Genomic DNA, 17990 nt, shown 5'->3' with positions numbered 1-17990 from the left:
AGAATGAAAATGAAACGTGTTGAGCTGTTCTTAGAACACTTTATGTTTGGAAGTCGTTGGCTGTTAGTACCGTTCTACCTCGGTTTAATTGCAGGCATTGCCTTGTTACTGGTTAAGTTTGGCAAGGCATTCTTCGCCCTAGTACCGACGGTATTTGGTGGGGATAGTGGCGCAGCATTATTAGGGATTTTGACTCTAGTAGATATTACATTGGTCGCAAATTTACTGCTGATTATCATCTTTGCGGGTTATGAAAACTTTGTCTCTAAAATTGATACGGGTGACAATGAAGACCGCCCAGAGTGGATGGGGCATGTTGGATTTTCCGACTTAAAACTAAAGCTTATTGGCTCTATCGTGGCGATTTCTGGGATTGAATTGCTTAAATACTTTATCAACGTAAAAGAAGTATTAGCTGAGCCTAATGGTAATTATCAGCTTGCCTGGTTAGTGGGTATTCACTTAACACTAGTATTTTCTGGTGTAATGTTTGCGCTAATGGATAGAATTGCTAGTGGTAACCATGGCGCTAAAACTAAATAAGGTTTCACAGTGCTGAATGCTAAAACTACATTTAGTCGCCGCATCGTGCCATGGCTAGCACTGGGCGGCTTAATAGCACTCGCGTCTATGGTGGTTGCACCGTTTCTTGCACCTATCGCATGGGCAGGTGTTTTAGCTTATGCATCATGGCCAGTGGCTGAGCGAATTCGTTGCTGGTGTAACAACAAAGATACACTGGCGGCCTTTTTAGCTACGGCATTGCTAGCACTGACGCTATTTTTACCGTTAATTTGGCTCATCTGGCTGGCTCAACTTGAGCTCGGTCATTTATTTCCTGCGCTTCAGGCGTTTTTAGCGAACCCTCCACCGGTCCCAGAAACATTACGCAGTCTACCTTGGCTAGGTGAATGGTTAATGCAACAGCAGGCTCACTTTACCGCCAATCCCAATGGTGCTTCATTAGTATTTAAAACTTGGCTTGCTGCACATACAGCAGACCTGAGCATGCTAGCGGGTGGACTAGGTAAAAGCTTGGCAAAAATGATATTCGTTGTCGTTATTTTATTTTTCTTCTTTCGTGACGGCACGCGTATTGTGCGCGAATTACGTCACGTTTTAGAGCGATTTATAGGCGCACATGTTCACGACTATTTGCATGCCGCAGGCACCACTACTCGCGCCGTAGTATATGGCATTTTACTCACAGCTTTAGTGCAAGGTATGGTAGCTGGGCTTGGGTACTGGGTCGCAGGTTTAAGTTCACCTGTGATGTTTGGCGTATTGACGATGATATTAGCGCTTATCCCATTTGGTACCCCTTTAGCTTGGGGTGCTGCAGGACTGTTGTTATTGTTGCAAGGTGAAACTGGTGCGGCCATTGGTGTATGGATTTGGGGTGCAGCTATCGTTAGCCAACTCGATAATGTACTTAGACCTTTATTCATCAGTAGTATCAGCCCAATACCATTTCTATTAGTGTTGTTTGGCGTGCTAGGGGGACTACTTGCTTTTGGCTTGGTTGGACTATTTATAGGCCCAATTGTGCTGTCGGTTGTATGGGCAGTTTGGCGTGAATGGACTGCACATTTGGATCAAGTAACAGTAGATGAAGTAACAGTAGTTAATTAAAAAATAATACACATAAAAAACTTAGAAAGATAAATCAAATGGGTGAAATGCAAACAATTGGAACATGGTGGATGTGGTCAGGTTTTGGCCTATTCGTCGTTGCTATGCTGTCTATAGACATGTTCGCATTAGGTCGCAAAGGTGCGCACAAAGTCAGTGCTAAAGAGGCGCTCGTTTGGTCTTTCATTTGGTTCTCACTAGCGCTAGCGTTTGGTGGCGCATTGTGGGCTTGGTTAGACCATACTTCAGGGCGCGCAATTGCCGATGCCAAAACAATGGAATATATCACAGGCTATTTGCTGGAAAAAACCTTAGCGATGGACAATATTTTTGTTTTCGTCATGCTGTTCTCTTACTTTGCCGTGCCAATTGAATATCAAAAGCGCGTGCTGGTTTACGGCGTGCTAGGCGCGATTGTGCTGAGAGCGCTGATGATATTGCTTGGCGCCTGGTTGATTGCCGAATTCCATTGGGTGCTCTATGTGTTCGGCGCATTTTTGCTGATTACTGGCATCAAGATGTTTATTTTTGCAGACCAAGAGCCAAATTTGGCGAAAAACCCATTACTCAGTTGGCTGCGTCGCCATGTGCGTATTACTGATAGCTATCATGGTGACAAATTCTGGATTGTGGAAAAAGGCGTACGCTGGTTCACACCGATGTTTTTAGTCCTAGTTCTAGTCGAATTTTCTGACGTGATTTTTGCAATGGATAGTATCCCTGCTATTTTTGCTATCACTAGCGACCCATTCATCGTATTCACTTCCAACATTTTTGCCATTCTCGGTTTGCGCGCTCTGTATTTTTTATTGGCAGATATGGCAGATCGATTTCACTTACTTAAATATGGCTTAGCTGTGGTATTGATGTTTGTCGGTACAAAAATGTTGATTGTGGAGTGGTTTAAGATACCTGTTGCTGTTTCGCTCGCTGTGGTAATTGCCGTACTGGGTATTAGCATATTACTCAGCTTAAAAAGCACAAGCTACAAAGCTTTGCACAAGTAAAAACTTCAAAAAAGCACTGCCCTACGAGCCAATATCCATGCGGCTCTCGCATTCGACTTAGTGCTTCAGCACTTAGCGAGAATGGTGATGCCAAGAACTGGTACAGGGCAGTGCTTTTTTACTTTCTACTTACTTACAGATGCAAAAAAGCCCGCTTTCGCGGGCTTTTTAGTTTTAAATCTCAGCTTTTAACTTAGATTTCTAATTGTGGACGACCTGCTTCTGGCCAATCCAAGTGGAAGAACTCACCACGTGGTTTATCAGTACGCTCATACGTGTGCGCACCAAAGTAGTCACGTTGACCTTGTAGCAAGTTAGCTGGCAATACCGCACTGCGGTAACCATCGTAATAAGCCATCGCAGCAGCGAAACCTTGTGCTGGAATACCGTTTGTGACTGCCAAGGCAATCACTTTACGCCAACCTTCTTGACCATCGTTCATGGCTTGTGTGAAGTATGGATCTAACATCAAGTTTTTCAAACGTGAGTTCAATGCGTAAGCATCAGTGATTTTTTGCAAGAAACGTGCACGGATGATACAACCACCACGCCAGATTTGAGCAATTTCACCGAAGTTCAATTTCCAGTTGTAAGCCACTTGTGCTTTATCAATCAATTGGAAACCTTGCGCGTAAGCACAGATTTTTGAGCAATATAGAGCGTTTTTAATTGCGTCGATAATCGCTTTTTTGTCGCTTTCAACTTTAATTGCTGGGCCTTTTAAGATTTTGCTAGCTTCAACACGTTCTTCTTTCAAGCTTGAAAGTGCACGCGCATAAACAGCAGCAGCAATCGCGTTAGCTGGTGCGCCCAATTCAAGCGCATTCGCTGCAGTCCATTGACCTGTACCTTTTTGACCAGCAGTATCTAAAATCTTGTCTACCAAGAAGCCAGGACCCATTGGATCTTTTTGTTGCAGAATATCAGCAGTAATTTCAATCAAGAAGCTTGATAGTTCGCCTTTATTCCACTCTTCAAATACTTTACCGATTTCATTTGCCGGCATGCCAAGCAAGTTTTTCATCAACCAGTAAGCTTCACAAATCAATTGCATGTCGATATATTCAATACCGTTATGCACCATTTTTACGTAATGACCTGCACCGTCTGGACCAATGTACTCAGCACATGAGAAACCGCCAACAACTGGCTTACCTGGTGTACCGCCTTCCATAGGCTCGCCTGTGACAGCGTCCACTTTAGCAGCGATGTCGCGCCAAATTGGCTCTAAACTCGCCCATGCTTTACGTGTACCTGATGGCATTAATGAAGGGCCGAAACGTGCGCCAGTTTCACCACCTGAAACACCAGAACCGATGAAATCGATGCCTTTAACCGCTAATTCTTTTTCACGGCGGATAGTATCTGTCCACAATGAGTTACCACCATCAATAATGATGTCGCCTTGCTCTAAGAAAGGTAATAAAGCATTAATCGTAACGTCTGTTGCGCTACCAGCTTTAACTAACAAAATAATCTTACGTGGGCGTTTGATGCTTAAAACAAATGAAGCTAAATCAGCATGTCCTACAACACGCTCAAATGATGGCTCATTCTTTTTACATTCTTCAATGAAGTTCACCATTTTTTTAGAATCACGGTTGTAAACCGCAATGGTATAGCCATGATCGGCAATATTTAGAGCCAAGTTTTGGCCCATAACAGCTAGGCCAACTAGGCCAATATCAGCATTTTGTGTAGACATTTATCTTCTCTTTTGGAGTTGTTTAATGGAAAGGGTATTTTTGTACGCAAGATTATAAAACTTTTAGCGAATTAAATCGTTATAAATTCGCATAATTAGCGCTTTATTTTGGTTTTTTTACATGTTTATGGTAAAAATATTCGTCTTGTCTTTGACGCTAGGCAAACAATGCCAATTTAGCATCTAAAAATCACTACTTCTTCCTGAAGAATAGCCTGGTGGCACATCGTTTTGTAACTCTCCGCATTGCGCGCAACGATGGTCATGCATAGTGGGACTTAATACCAAATCTGCACTGCCGCAGAACTTACAGTGCTTAGCAGTTTCCACTGGCGCTTTATGATGTGTTTCATGGTGCTCGGTAGCCACTTTAGTGCTACCCAAACCGTATTTATTATCCATGGTGAGACCTCCATAGTTAATACCTGTAGTTAAAACAAGAATCAAAGATTGATGACTAAATTACGCCTTTTTAGATATGTAAGCAAGGCTTAAATAGTATTGCTAAGTTACTTTTTGACTTGTGCCTTGCAACCTGTATAAGCGACCTTTTCACCATCGTTTAAGGTCGTTGCGTCACCATTAATCAACAACGTAATCACGCCACTGGTAAAGCGATTACTATTGTCGGTAGATTTGGTTAAATTCACTTCATGGTCAGGGTAAATTAACCAAGCATCGTTACCATTATTTTGCATGCGCACATAAAACTGCTTTCCTTCATCACATGCATAGGCAATTGCGTTTTGTGGCGTGCGTGATTGCTCATTTACACCAGTGCTAAACGGGTTATAACCGAAAGAACTACATGATGGCTGCATCGCAATTAAAACTGCCACGATAATCCATTGATTTAATTTTTTTGTCATCTTCTTTAATCCTTAAAATTTACCGTACTTATTGCAAACCCAAATCATACACATGCACTAGACCTTTATGCATAAAAAATAAAGGGTTATACCCATCGAAATAACTTAACTTAAGTATCTTTATTAAAACCAGCGCGGCTTAACCTATCCAATACCGCCGCCCAATCTGGAGTATTGGGTGGTAATTCAACTAAAAGTCTATCTACTTTTAACGCATCTAGCTGATGCAAAGCACCATATAACTGCTCGGCTACCTCTGCTGGTTGTTTAGTTAACTGCATGACATAACAACGAGGCTTATCACCATCGCCGATTAACAAGGCCGCACAAGCTTTGCCTGCTTTTATTAGTTGCTCTGATGTATCAAGTAAGGCTGCTCTGTCTTTAAACAACAATAACGGCGTGCGAGGAGAGTAATGCAATGCATGCTGACCTGGCGCTTTGGGGGTTCCAACCGCAGCGGCGACTTTACTAGACTCAGCCACTTTCTTCTGTGGTCTGCCAGCTACTTTAGCAACCTCTACTTCGCTAATCATACCCGGACGTAGCAGTTGCCATTGACCATCTACCGCAACGCTCACAATAGTCGATTCAATCCCCACCTGGCACGCACCACCATCCAGCACTGGGATACTCTCACCTAAGCCAGCTTCAACGTGAGTCGCCGTGGTTGGACTAAGTTGAGTAAATAAATTGGCAGAGGGGGCGGCAACGCTTAATTTGCTTAGTTTTAGCAATTCCAGTGCTACTGGGTGATTCGGCACACGCAAGGCGATGGTTGGCTCGCCACCACGCACCACACGTGAAACATGATTCTTTGCTGGCAATATCAAGGTTAAAGCACCTGGCCAAAAGGTTTTAGCCAGTTTAACTGCCACCTCTGGAAAGTCCGTGACCCACTCTGCAACTTGACTTATATCGGCAATATGCACGATCAGTGGATGATCAGCAGGGCGCTGCTTTGTTGTGAATATTTTCTGCAACGCAATATCATTCGTCGCGTCCGCCGCTAAGCCGTAAACGGTTTCGGTAGGAATCGCCACAACTTCGCCATTTTGAAGCCTTATTGCTGCTTCTTCTAAACTAATGCGCATATAAAATAATTGCTGATACAAAACGACTATTTTACTACTTATGTCAGTTAACAATCATCATTTGCCTGTGATACGTTAAAATAGCGCATCTCTATCAATTAAGAAACCATCATGAAACAAACGCCAGTTAAAGAAATCACCGTAGAACATAATCCTGCGCAAGCAAAACTAGACACGCTTAACGTGAGTAAATGGCCAACTTGGCAAAAAGAAGTTTCAACTTTTCCATGGTCATTCCCAGAGCAAGAAATTGCTTATATTTTAGAGGGTGAATGCGTTGTGACAACTTGCTGCGGTAGTATTGTTAAGTTTGGCAAAGGTGATTTAGTGACTTTTCCAGCGGGCGTAAAAATCACTTGGGAAGTGAAACAAGCGCTGCATAAACATTATCAATTAGATGGCAACATTGTTACCCAAACATTTAAACGCATTAAAGCAGCGTTAAAACTATAATTTAACCCGCTTTTCGGAAAGTCAGGTTATACCGATACGCACCCAAAATAGGGTGCGTATTCATTTTCAGCGGCGCTATTCCGTGAAAATGAATACGAGACTGACCGCCCCACACGACAATATCTCCATGCATCAAAGGGATTTTGTGGGTTTTATCCATTCGGTTTAAGCCGCCAAATTGAAAGACTGCGGGTATTCCCAATGAAACGCTGACGATAGGCTGATTAAAATCCAGCTCATTTTTATCTTGATGCAAACCCATGCTTGCACCCACTTGATATTGATTGATTAAACAAGCGTCTGGTTGAAAATCATTAAATCCTGCTTCAGCCGCAGCCAAAGTTGCTAGTTGCTGAAAACTAGCTGGCATCACTGGCCAAGGTTTGTTAGTGGCGGGGTCTTTCATATCATAGCGATAACCTTGGTGGTCACTTACCCAGCCAAGCACCCCACAATTGGTCATGGCTGCAGACATTGCGAAACCCATTTTTGTCATCATATGCCGCAAAGGTGCCTGACTGACAGCCTGCTCTAAATCACTCAATAGCGCCTTTTCATTCGTTAAGGCATAGCTTTTTAGCAAATAGGCATCTTTAATGATCTCCAACTTGTTTGGCTGCATATTCTCAAACAAATCCATTCAAGTTTCCCTATATTTAGCATTGAGTAAGCTTACGGGACAGATTTTATCTAAGCGAATTGATTGACCCACCCTAAATTAATTCGCAAAACTGCCGAAATAATGCTATACATACATAAAATTTAAACTATTGTTACAAATTGTTTAAATTAAATCATCACTATAACCCTTACCTGCCTAGGCTTTCCATCTTCTATTTATAATGGAATAGATGTTATTAGTAGCACTAAAAACAATACAAGATATAGGCACTAAATACTGAAATTAGTTACGATTTAAAACTACAGATTTAAACAACATTAGTGATGACTTTGTTTTTGGAATTTAATCATGTCGATATTACTTAATACAAGCAATTTGCTGCCACATGGATACTGTATTAACTGGTCTCCAAGTCTTCTATGGTTGTATGTATTATCCGATGCCGCGATTGTGCTGGCGTATTACTCAATTCCTATCACTTTAACTTACTTTGTCTGGCGCAGAAAAGACCTGCAATTTCGTGGGATTTTTTTGCTATTTAGCGCATTTATTCTTTCATGCGGCACCACGCATTTGCTAGAAATTGTGACTTTTTGGAATCCGATCTATTGGATTGATGCCAGCATGAAAGCCGTAACCGCGTCGATTTCAGTGGTTACCGCAATCGCATTAGTCTATATCACCCCTCAAGCCCTCAAGCTGCCCTCACCTTCTCAGTACGATAAAGAGGTCTATGAGCATTTAAATGCATATGAAGCATTAAAAGCTGCTCAAGCATCACTCATTGAAGTTGATGAATATAAAAAATCCGAAGCTGCACTGCATGCAAGTGAGCAGAGACTGCAACTGGTATTAAAAGCCAGTCAACTTGGATTTTGGGATTGGGATATCAAAAACAATATTGTGACTAGAAATGAGCGCTGGGCAGAGATTCTTGGTTATCAATTGAGCAATATTGAGTTCACAGTTAGGCAATGGGCAGATTTTGTTCACCCGGATGATCGTGAAATGGCGTGGCAATCAGTTCGAGACAATATTGAAGGGCGCACTCAAATGCATGCACTTGAGTACCGCATGCGCACAAAAAGTGGTGAATACAAATGGGTGCTAGATCAAGCGCAAGTAGTCTCATGGGATGCCGAGCATAAAGCTACTCGCATATGTGGCACGCATACCGACATTACTGAACGCAAGAATATGGAAGAGCAAGTGCGCAACTTTGCTTTTTATGACACCTTGACCCAGCTGCCCAACCGACGCCTGTTAGGTGACCGGCTGACCAAAGCCATTTCAACCAGTAAGCGAAGTGGATACTACGGCGCACTCATGTTTCTAGACTTAGATAACTTTAAGCCTATCAATGATGCTCATGGACATCAAGCAGGTGATTTACTATTGATTGAAGCTGCTAACCGCCTAAAAGGCTGCATTAGAGAAGTTGATACGGTTGCTCGTCTTGGTGGCGATGAGTTTGTTGTGATACTGAGTGAGTTAAGCCTGGATGAAGCAGAGTCAATTTCAGAAACTAAATTAATTGCTGAAAAAATACTAGACGCATTATCTAAGCCATACTTACTCACAGTCACTCATACTGGGCAGAAAGATAAAGTGGTAGAGCTTGAGTGCACGGCAAGTATTGGCGCTGTTGTGTTTGTTAAAGATCACACTAGCCAAATTGACCTGATGAAATGGGCTGATGCTGCAATGTATAAAGCCAAAGATGAAGGTCGAAATTTAATTCGATTTTATGATGACTCGATCATTCTTTAAAAGTCACCGTATTAGCATCTGCAAAACATCAAGATTGCGAATCAAAACCTAATGTTTGCTATTTGCCGCGACTAAACGTTTAAGCTCCGGAACGCAAGAACCGCACTCTGTGCCGCATTTCAGTTTATTTTGCAGAGTAATCAAGTCTGCGCCCAGCTGTATGGTTTCGATAATATCGTTTTCGGCGACATCTAAACAATTACAAATAATCTTGCCACGGCTGCGTTGCCCTGCTGGCGGAGTGCTCAGTGGTGCGAGCGCCCAGCGGCGAAGTTCTGCTGTAAATTCGCCTGAAGTCATGACTTCTTTCAGCCAATCGGTAGCGAGTGTTTCACCTACCAAGCGTACGCCAGTAACTTCTGGTTTTCCACTATGGTTACTGACTAAAATGCGTTTGCTAATGCCGCGTTTTGCATCTTGATAGTTGAGCAATGGCATGTCATCTGTCATCTCCAGTATTTGGTCAATCTGTTCTATCAATGCACTAGTTGGCGCTTGCGTGTGGGCAGCGCGTAAAATCAGCATACCGACATGATGGTCAGTTTTTCGACCAAATAAACCGCAAGTCGCATAGTCAAAGTTGGCTAATAATCCACGAACTTTTTCCAGCATATCTAAGTTCTGAATGGTGCGCATCACAGTCATGCGCCACGGCAACTCTAGCTTTTCAATTTTGATTGCGGTGTGTTTAAGCTCGGGTTGTTTTGAAATTTTATCAAAAGTTGGCGGCATTAATGCATTCACGCCCAAACCGTGCATAAATTGGCTGCCCCAATGCATCGCTATAAAGGTTTGTGAAGCTTGCACTTCATCAGACAATTGGGCTGCCAACACTAAACTACCGCGTTTATTACTCACTTTAACAATGTCACCATTTTTGATGGAGCGGCGCATCATGTCATCTGCGTTCATTTGTATCACAGGTTCTTCGGCATGGTTAAACAGTTGCGCCACCGTACCTGTGCGGCTCATACCGTGCCATTGGTCACGCAAGCGGCCTGTGAGTAAATGTAGCGGATGACGCGCATCAGTTTTGTCAGCAGTGCCTTTGTAGATAGTATTGACGAACTGTGCTTTGCCGTCTGGTTTTTGAAACACGCCATCCGTGTATAAACGCGCTGCGCCAGTGGTATCGCCAGCCTTGAACGGCCATTGTTGTGGGCCTTGCTCGTTAAGCAAGCTATAGCTTAAGCCAGTAATATCTAAATCTCGACCACGTGTACTTTCGCGGTGTTCATTGAAGATTTCTTCAGTCGTTGTATATGGAAACAAGTTGGAATTTTTTGCTAAACGTTTTTCTAAACGTTGTGCAAAATCGACCATAATCGCCCAGTCATGGCGCGCTTCTGCTGGCGTTGGAACGGCAGGATTGACGCGGGTAATGCGTCGCTCGCTGTTTGTGACTGAGCCTTCTTTCTCGCCCCAAGTGCTAGCTGGTAACAACACATCCGCATATTGGTTGGTGTCGATGTTGTTATAGGCATCTTGTACTACCACCAACTCCGCATTTTGTAAGGCAGTAATCACATTATTCACATCTGGCATAGAGTGCGCGGGGTTGGTGCAGGCAATCCAAATGGCTTTAATGCTGCCATCTTTCACGGCATCAAACATTTCAATCGCCGTTTTACCAGGCGTTGCTGGTACGCTTTCTACACCCCAAAAATTAGCAACTTCTGCGCGGTGTTCTGGGTTTGCTAAATCGCGGTGAGCAGATAATAAATTCGCCATGCCTCCCACTTCACGTCCGCCCATTGCGTTAGGTTGACCTGTCAGTGAGAATGGCCCTGCACCTGGCTTGCCAATTTGCCCAGTGGCTAAATGCAAGTTAATTAAGGCCGCATTTTTATCTGTGCCGTGTATGCTTTGATTCAAACCCATGCAATACATAGAAAGGCTAGGGCCTTTACCAAACCATTTAGCCGCCGTGATAATATCCGCTTCTTTAATGCCGCAAATATCTGCCACCATTTTTGGTGTGTATTCGCGCACGGTATCTTTTAGCGCATCAAAACCATTGGTATGAGCCTTGATGAAAGCCATATCCAGCAAGCCTTCCCACAGTAATACGTGCAACATACCGTTATATAAAGCGACGTCTGTACCAGGCAAAATAGCCAAGTGCAAATCTGCCGCTTGCGCAGTATCCGTGCGGCGTGGGTCAACCACAATAATTTTCAGATTTGGATTATTTTTCTTAGCATCTTCAATGCGGCGGAAAATAATCGGGTGTGCAAATGCAGTATTTGAACCCGTGATAAATAAGCATTCGGTAGAGTCTATATCTTCATAACACGCTGGTGGTGCATCTGAACCCAGTGTGGCTTTGTAGCCCGTGACAGCAGAACTCATGCAAAGACGTGAATTCGTATCGACGTTATTGGTACCAATCAAACCCTTGGCGAGTTTGTTGAACACATAATAATCTTCAGTTAACAATTGACCTGAAATATAGAAAGCAACGGAGTCAGGGCCGTGCTTTTCTATGGTTTGCGCAAATTGTTCAGTTAAGTAGTTAAGTGAGTCGTCCCAAGAAACACGTTTGCGCGTTGCTTCACGTGTTAGACGCATTTCAGGATAAAGCAGGCGATTATCAAGCTTGGCAGTAAGATGCAGCGTAGCCCCTTTGGTGCATAAGCGCCCAAAGTTAGCGGGGTGATTAGGGTCACCTTTGATGTCAATAATCTTGTCATTTTGGCTAGATATGATGACGCCGCAGCCAACGCCGCAGTAACAACAAGTCGATTTGGTTTCTTTAATCACTTTTAGCTGAACTTTAAATTTGGTTCTTTTAGGAATTTGAGTCTTAGTTAGACTAGCTTTAATTAAACTAGTCTTTTAACTCTAAATACACAACGCCGTCTTCAACCTTGGTGTTAAAACAGGCAGTTTCACCGACATCTGGCTCTTCTGCTTTGCCATCGACTAAACTGATTTTCCAGCTATGTAGCGGACAAGCAATTTTATCGCCATATACGATGCCTTCTGACAGTGGCCCACCTTTATGTGGGCAGCTGTTATTGACGGCGAATATGCGGTCATCTTCTAAACGGAATACGCCAATATCAACGCTGATATTGTCTTTGTTTGTTGTGCGAACAACGCGCGCGCCTAACTTTGGAATGTCTTCAAATGGCGCTACTTTTACCCAGTTACTCATGATTTTTTACCTTAACTCAAACTTACGGACATTTAAACTTATTAACAAATTTACGAAACTATTTATGAAACAATCAGCAAATAAATTAACAGCAGATTGATTACAAATGAAAAAATTGCGATCCACTGCCATTTAACTAATCTAGCTCGCGCAATAAGTGGTGTGCGTGCTGGTGCTAAAATTGGCTTTAACTCGCCATGTTCAAGTGCTAACAGCATTTCTTCTGCCGTTTCAAAACGCACCTTTATATCGCGCGCAATGGCTTTAAGAATAATATTCTCTAACCAATACGGTATATCTGGTCTATATCTTGTTGGTGGAATCGGCTCACCAAATTTTGGGCGTTGAAACGGCTCAATCTCACCATGCGGATATTTACGGGTAAGTAAATGATAAAGCGTGACACCTGCAGCATAAATATCACTCTGTACTGTGGCTGGCGTACCATCAAATAACTCTGGTGCCATAAAGCTCGGTGTACCAGGGTTTTGTGTCATCTCTGTGGCAACAATCATGCTACTTAAGGCTACACCTAAATCCAAAATACGCAATCGCTGATCTGTCGCTTGATGAATGTTATCCGGCTTAATATCCCGATGTACGATATTGAGTCGGTGCAATGCCGCCACACCGCGTAACAAATCTATACCGACTTTAGCCACGCCAGCTACAGTAAAATGATGCCCGCTATCTAAGCGCTGTTGCAGCGTCGAACCTTCATGCCAGCTCATCACATAATAAAGTTTGCTGCGTTTCTCTGCGGCCACTGGGAATACTTGCGGCACATATTGAGAAACCACGCGCTTTGCCAGCCACTCCTCATTAAGCAAGCCATTGCAACTATCGACATCATTGGCTAATAAGGGCTGCAATGTTTTTAATACAAAAAGCTGCCGACTGTTGAGGTGACGTACTTTGTATAACAAACTTGCGCGAGATTCATATAAAACCTCGGTCACTTCGAAGTCATCTATGGTTTCGCCTACCTGCAATTTATTTGGCACAACTAGGTGTTTACCGTCAGCTAACAACTCAGAAAGGGTTTCTTCGCCAAGTTGCGTAATTCTGGCGGCAACCGCCGTGCTGTTGTCGGTGCTGCCTTTTTCAATGGCTAATTTAGTGAGTTCGTCGCAAATCATTTGCGGGCTGTCATAAAGCGCCATCGTTTTATGAATATTTTGCTCGCCTAGCACATCCCAAACACCATCACTCATCAAAGCAAATACGTCGCCGACTTGAAGCGTGCCATCTGCATAATCCACTTCTAAATGTCGGTCTAAACCAACTGCGCGCTTTAACACGTGGCGCATTTCAGGTCTATCCCACACGTGGTCAGTAGTGAGTTGCTTTAACTTGCCATCTCGCAGCAAGTAAATACGCGTATCGCCCACATGGGCCGAATAATAATGCTGCCCACGCAATACCAATAACGAAAGCGTAGTCGCCATGCCAACCATATCGCGGTTTGCATTCGCTTGGGCGATTAGCCAGCGATTGGCTGCTGTCAGCACTTTATCTAGTGCCGTCAGTGGTTCCCATGTATCTGGTGTGGCGTAGTAATCTGAGGTCACCGTGCGCATGGTCATTTCAGAGGCTTCACCACCACCTGCATTGCCGCTGACGCCATCCGCTACCGCCAACAGTGCGCCTTTAATGCTTAACTGCGCACTCGCTGGTGTGACCACACCCACGTAATCTTCATTACGTGTGCGCGGACCGGTTAGGCTGGATTGGCCTATTTCAAATTTTAATGACATGGGGCTATTTTACAGCGCTATTTCTGCTAACTTAAACTTTAGCTGTTGTTACACTGCCCCAAGTAGTTCTCCATCTGGTTTTAACGCCAGCTAGACCTATCATCGCTAACACAGCCAAACCAGCGAATATCAATAAACCAATTTGGTAGTTGCCGTGAGTTTGTTTAAAGTAGCCTAAACTTGCCGCAAGGTAGAAACCACCTACACCGCCAGCCATACCCACCAAGCCAGTCATCACACCGATTTCTTTACGGAAGCGTTGTGGTACCAATTGAAACACGGCGCCATTACCCATACCTAAAATCGCCATCACAGGGATAATAATCGCAAGTGCTAACTGATAAGTCGGTTGACCAAAACTCATAATCACGAGTAACACAGCTGCAATGCTGTACATAGTTAATAGTGTGCGAACGCCGCCGATACGATCAGCTACCAAGCCGCCAATTGGGCGAACTAGTGAGCCGGCAAAAACACATGCTGCTGTACAGTAACCCGCCTTAACTGCACCTAGGCTATAAAGATCATTAAAGTAAATAGTGAGTGATGAAGCTAAACCAACAAAACCACCAAAAGTCACGCTGTAAAAAAACATAAACCACCAAGCGTCTTTGTCTTTCAGAATAGCCACGTATTGGCTAAGTGACTTAGCTGGCGGCGCATCTGGGCTATCTTTTGCAAAAATGATGTACACAAACATCGCAATGCCTAACGGAATTAACGCCAAACCAAATACATTATTCCAACCATAAGCTACAGCTAAACTTGGCGCAAACAATGCAGCAAACACGGTGCCTGAGTTGCCTGCACCAGCAATACCTAACGCTGTACCTTGATGCTCTGGCGGATACCAGCGGCTTGCAAGCGGCAAAGCAACTGCAAACGCGGCGCCAGCAAAACCTAAGCCTATGCCCAACATAAGCGCATGCTGAAAAGTTTCTATGCCGTGTAGCCACGCCATAAGCAAACTTAATATCACAATAATTTGACCAATTAAACCAGCCATTTTTGGTTTGATTTGATCGACCAACACGCCCATAACAATACGTAATAGTGCACCAGCCAATACTGGCGTTGCCACCATCAAGCCTTTTTGTGCAGGCGATAAATGTAAATCAGCAGCGATTTGCACCGCTAATGGCCCGAGTAATACCCATACCATAAAGCTTAAATCAAAGTATAGAAACGCTGAGAACAGCGTTGGTTTATGTCCTACTTGCCAAAAACTTTTTTGCATCATATTTCCTTTTTGAACTCATTATCTTGTTACGCAACACACGACAACTTTAACCATTCTCACGTAGCATCTAGACAATTCAAGTCGAGATGCCACGTGAGTGAAATAGGGCGAACTTAAGTCCGACCTTCCATTGCTGTCAGCAGGTTTTTAAACCTCAATAATCTCAAATTCTTTATGTTTATCACGATTTTTCACACGCTCAGCCCAAGGATCTACAGAACCTTGCAAGGTATAAATCAAGCGCTCATAAGCGGCTTTACGGCCTTCTACATCTTCAAGTATGCGTTGTTTTACATACTCCAAACCAACGCGCTCTAGCCAATGCACCGTGCGGTCTAAGTAGCGCGCTTCTTCACGGTACACTTGAATGAAAGCACCTGAATATTCTAGTACTTCATCAGAGGTTTTTACTTTACATAAGAATTGTGCGGCTTCGGTTTTAATACCGCCGTTACCGCCTACATAGATTTCCCAGCCTGAATCTACCGCAATAATACCAACGTCTTTAATGCCAGATTCTGCACAGTTACGCGGGCAACCTGAAACTGCAAATTTAACTTTATGTGGCGCCCACATGTGGTCAAATGCTTTTTCAATATCAATACCCATTTGGGTTGAATTTTGCGTACCAAAACGGCAGAACTCACTACCCACACAGGTTTTAACCGTACGGATACTTTTGCCGTAAGCATATCCAGAAGGCATATCTAAATCTGCCCACATATCGACTAGGTCTTCTTTTTTCACGCCCAACAAGTCAATACGCTGACCACCTGTCACCTTTACCATAGGCACGGCATATTTATCGGCAACATCGGCGATTTTGCGCAGTTGGTCTGGCGTAGTTACGCCACCATACATACGTGGAATCACTGAATAAGTACCATCTTTTTGAATATTGGCGTGCACACGCTCGTTAATAAAGCGTGATTGCGGATCATCTTTTGCTTCATGCGGCCAAGTAGAAAGCAGGTAATAGTTAAGCGCTGGACGGCAAGTAGCGCAACCGTTCGGCGTGCGCCATCCCATGCCCGTCATAGCATCTGGAATGTTTAAGTATTTATGTGTACGAATTTCCGCACGGACTTCTTCATGATTTCTATCGGTACAACCACAAACTGCCTTGCTGGTTGAAGGTGGCGCATAACCGCCGCCTAAAGTAGAAGCTAAAATCTGCTCAACCAAACCCACGCATGAACCACAGCTTGAACCTGCTTTAGTTTGTTTTTTCACATCATCAATAGTGAATAAACCTTGGTCCTGAATCGCTTTAACGATGGTACCTTTGCACACGCCATTACAACCACATACTTCCATTTCATTGGTCATGGTGGATGCTTGGTTTTGACCTTGATGGCCAGTATCTCCAATCGCAGATGGGCCAAACAACAAGTGATCACGAATCTCATGGATAGGCTTGCCATCCCTAAGCATTTGAAAATACCACGAACCGTCCGTGGTATCCCCATAAAGCACGCCACCAACGATTTTGTCGTTTTTGATGATGAGTTTTTTGTATACCCCACCAACTGCATCGTGCAAAACAATCTCTTCTGTTTCGTCGTCGCCAGTGAAGTCGCCAGCACTGAATAAATCAATCCCTGTGACTTTTAGTTTTGTTGACGTCACAGAACCTTTATATAAACCAATACCAAAATTAGCTAAATGCGTTGCGCAGACTTTTGCCATTTCAAACAACGGCGCAACTAAACCGTATGAAATACCGCGATGCGCAACGCATTCGCCAACTGCATACACACGTGGATCGAAAGTCTGCATGGTGTCATTCACCACCACACCTTTGTCACAGTGGATACCAGCAGATTCAGCCAGTGCGAAATTCGGACGAATCCCTACAGCAAGTACTAATAAATCAGCAGGCAACTCAAAGCCTTCTTTAAACTGAACCGCTTTAACACGGCCGTTTTCATCACCAATGATAGTTTCCGTATTGGTAGACAGATGGAATTTAAGACCTTTAGCCTCTAAAGATTTTTGCAGCATGATGCCTGCAGTTTTATCTAATTGCTTCTCTAACAACCATTCGTTTCTATGGATGACAGTCACATCCATACCTTGAATGCTTAAGCCATTAGCCGCTTCTAAACCAAGCAAACCACCACCAACTACCACCGCATGCTTGTATTTCTTTGCAGCGGCAATCATGTCATTAGTATCTTTAATGTCGCGATAGCCTAAAACGCCTTCAAGATCTTTGCCCGGGATAGGCGGCATAAATGGCTTGGAACCAGTAGCCAAAAGTAACCGATCATATTCTGCGCTAGTGCCATCTTCAGCATAAACCACGCGGTTTTTACGATCAATCTTGTTGACGCGCGCATTGGTATGTAGCGTGATGTTATGCTCGGCATACCATTCACGCGTGTTTAGAATGATGTCGTCAATCGTCTGCTCATTCGCCAGCACTGGCGATAGCATGATACGGTTGTAGTTAGGATAAGGCTCATCACCAAACACAGTAATATCGTAGATGTCAGGTGCAATTTTAAGCAACTCTTCTACCGTACGCATGCCTGCCATGCCGTTACCAACTACTACTAATTTCATTTTTTGCATAATTCAATCGTCTTTTCAGTTAGATTATTTGGTGCATTAATTCAAAGTTACAGACCCATAAAAGCAATATCTATACCAACAAACAAGAAAATTTAAATCTTATT

The 17990-nt window shown here is 43.5% G+C and carries 15 protein-coding genes; 5 read left to right on the top strand and 10 right to left on the bottom strand.

All coding sequences use genetic code 11. The annotated features are described in order from the left end of the window. The first annotated feature begins 9 nt into the window (after nt 1–9). Genes PSU72_RS01465 through PSU72_RS01455 form a run of 3 tightly spaced genes read left to right on the top strand, consistent with a single transcriptional unit; the run spans nt 10 to nt 2639 of the window. A complete protein-coding gene (locus PSU72_RS01465; RefSeq protein ID WP_300429954.1) occupies nt 10–543 on the top strand; it encodes a TIGR00645 family protein in 534 nt (177 codons plus the stop codon). Between the two features lie 9 nt (nt 544–552). Beyond that, complete coding sequence (locus PSU72_RS01460) at nt 553–1632, top strand: AI-2E family transporter (protein WP_300429952.1); 1080 nt, start codon at nt 553–555, stop codon at nt 1630–1632. Nucleotides 1633–1679: 47 nt separating this feature from the next. Beyond that, complete coding sequence (locus tag PSU72_RS01455; protein ID WP_367186076.1) at nt 1680–2639, top strand: TerC family protein; 960 nt, start codon at nt 1680–1682, stop codon at nt 2637–2639. 193 nt (nt 2640–2832) lie between these two features. On the opposite strand, the gene gndA is transcribed toward PSU72_RS01455, so the two are convergent. From gndA to PSU72_RS01435, 4 genes are all read right to left on the bottom strand, one after another. Beyond that, nucleotides 2833–4344: an NADP-dependent phosphogluconate dehydrogenase gene (gene gndA / locus PSU72_RS01450; RefSeq protein ID WP_300429948.1), complete on the bottom strand. Its 1512-nt coding sequence runs from the start codon at nt 4342–4344 to the stop codon at nt 2833–2835. Nucleotides 4345–4527: 183 nt separating this feature from the next. Beyond that, nucleotides 4528–4746, bottom strand: a complete 219-nt coding sequence (locus tag PSU72_RS01445) for a hypothetical protein (protein WP_300429946.1) — start codon at nt 4744–4746, stop codon at nt 4528–4530. A 107-nt stretch (nt 4747–4853) separates the two neighbouring features. Next, nucleotides 4854–5213: a hypothetical protein gene (locus PSU72_RS01440; RefSeq protein WP_300429944.1), complete on the bottom strand. Its 360-nt coding sequence runs from the start codon at nt 5211–5213 to the stop codon at nt 4854–4856. A 110-nt stretch (nt 5214–5323) separates the two neighbouring features. Continuing rightward, a complete protein-coding gene (locus tag PSU72_RS01435; protein WP_300429943.1) occupies nt 5324–6307 on the bottom strand; it encodes an L-threonylcarbamoyladenylate synthase in 984 nt (327 codons plus the stop codon). A gap of 111 nt (nt 6308–6418) precedes the next feature. Between PSU72_RS01435 and PSU72_RS01430 the strand changes: the two genes are divergently transcribed. Beyond that, the gene (locus PSU72_RS01430) at nt 6419–6760 is read left to right on the top strand and encodes a cupin domain-containing protein (RefSeq protein ID WP_300429941.1); all 342 of its coding nucleotides are present in this window, start codon (nt 6419–6421) and stop codon (nt 6758–6760) included. A 1-nt stretch (nt 6761) separates the two neighbouring features. Here the strand turns inward: PSU72_RS01430 and alkB are convergent, their stop codons facing one another. Continuing rightward, the gene (gene alkB, locus PSU72_RS01425) at nt 6762–7400 is read right to left on the bottom strand and encodes a DNA oxidative demethylase AlkB (protein ID WP_300429940.1); all 639 of its coding nucleotides are present in this window, start codon (nt 7398–7400) and stop codon (nt 6762–6764) included. A 330-nt stretch (nt 7401–7730) separates the two neighbouring features. Here alkB and PSU72_RS01420 point away from each other — a divergent pair, with 330 nt between their 5' ends. Beyond that, nucleotides 7731–9152 (top strand): sensor domain-containing diguanylate cyclase, encoded by a 1422-nt coding sequence (locus PSU72_RS01420; protein ID WP_300429938.1) that lies wholly within the window; start codon nt 7731–7733, stop codon nt 9150–9152. 48 nt (nt 9153–9200) lie between these two features. Here PSU72_RS01420 and PSU72_RS01415 read toward each other — a convergent pair whose 3' ends face one another. From PSU72_RS01415 to nirB, 5 genes are all read right to left on the bottom strand, one after another. Beyond that, complete coding sequence (locus PSU72_RS01415) at nt 9201–11915, bottom strand: nitrate reductase (protein WP_300429936.1); 2715 nt, start codon at nt 11913–11915, stop codon at nt 9201–9203. A gap of 67 nt (nt 11916–11982) precedes the next feature. Continuing rightward, nucleotides 11983–12312 carry a nitrite reductase small subunit NirD gene (nirD, locus tag PSU72_RS01410; RefSeq protein WP_300429934.1) on the bottom strand — a complete coding sequence of 110 codons (330 nt, stop codon included), beginning with the start codon at nt 12310–12312 and terminating at the stop codon, nt 11983–11985. Nucleotides 12313–12374: 62 nt separating this feature from the next. After that, nucleotides 12375–14069 (bottom strand): bifunctional protein-serine/threonine kinase/phosphatase, encoded by a 1695-nt coding sequence (locus PSU72_RS01405; protein WP_300429932.1) that lies wholly within the window; start codon nt 14067–14069, stop codon nt 12375–12377. Between the two features lie 31 nt (nt 14070–14100). Continuing rightward, nucleotides 14101–15306, bottom strand: coding sequence for a nitrate/nitrite transporter (locus tag PSU72_RS01400; protein WP_300430151.1), 1206 nt, complete (start codon nt 15304–15306; stop codon nt 14101–14103). Nucleotides 15307–15456: 150 nt separating this feature from the next. Beyond that, nucleotides 15457–17886, bottom strand: coding sequence for a nitrite reductase large subunit NirB (nirB, locus tag PSU72_RS01395; protein ID WP_300429930.1), 2430 nt, complete (start codon nt 17884–17886; stop codon nt 15457–15459). Between the last annotated feature and the right edge of the window lie 104 nt (nt 17887–17990).

Origin of the sequence: Methylotenera sp. (assembly GCF_029945535.1) — a bacterium.
In the GTDB taxonomy this organism is placed as follows: Bacteria; Pseudomonadota; Gammaproteobacteria; order Burkholderiales; family Methylophilaceae; genus Methylotenera.
Note: the sequence above shows the minus strand (reverse complement) of the source record. Positions and strands in the feature narration are given on the sequence as shown.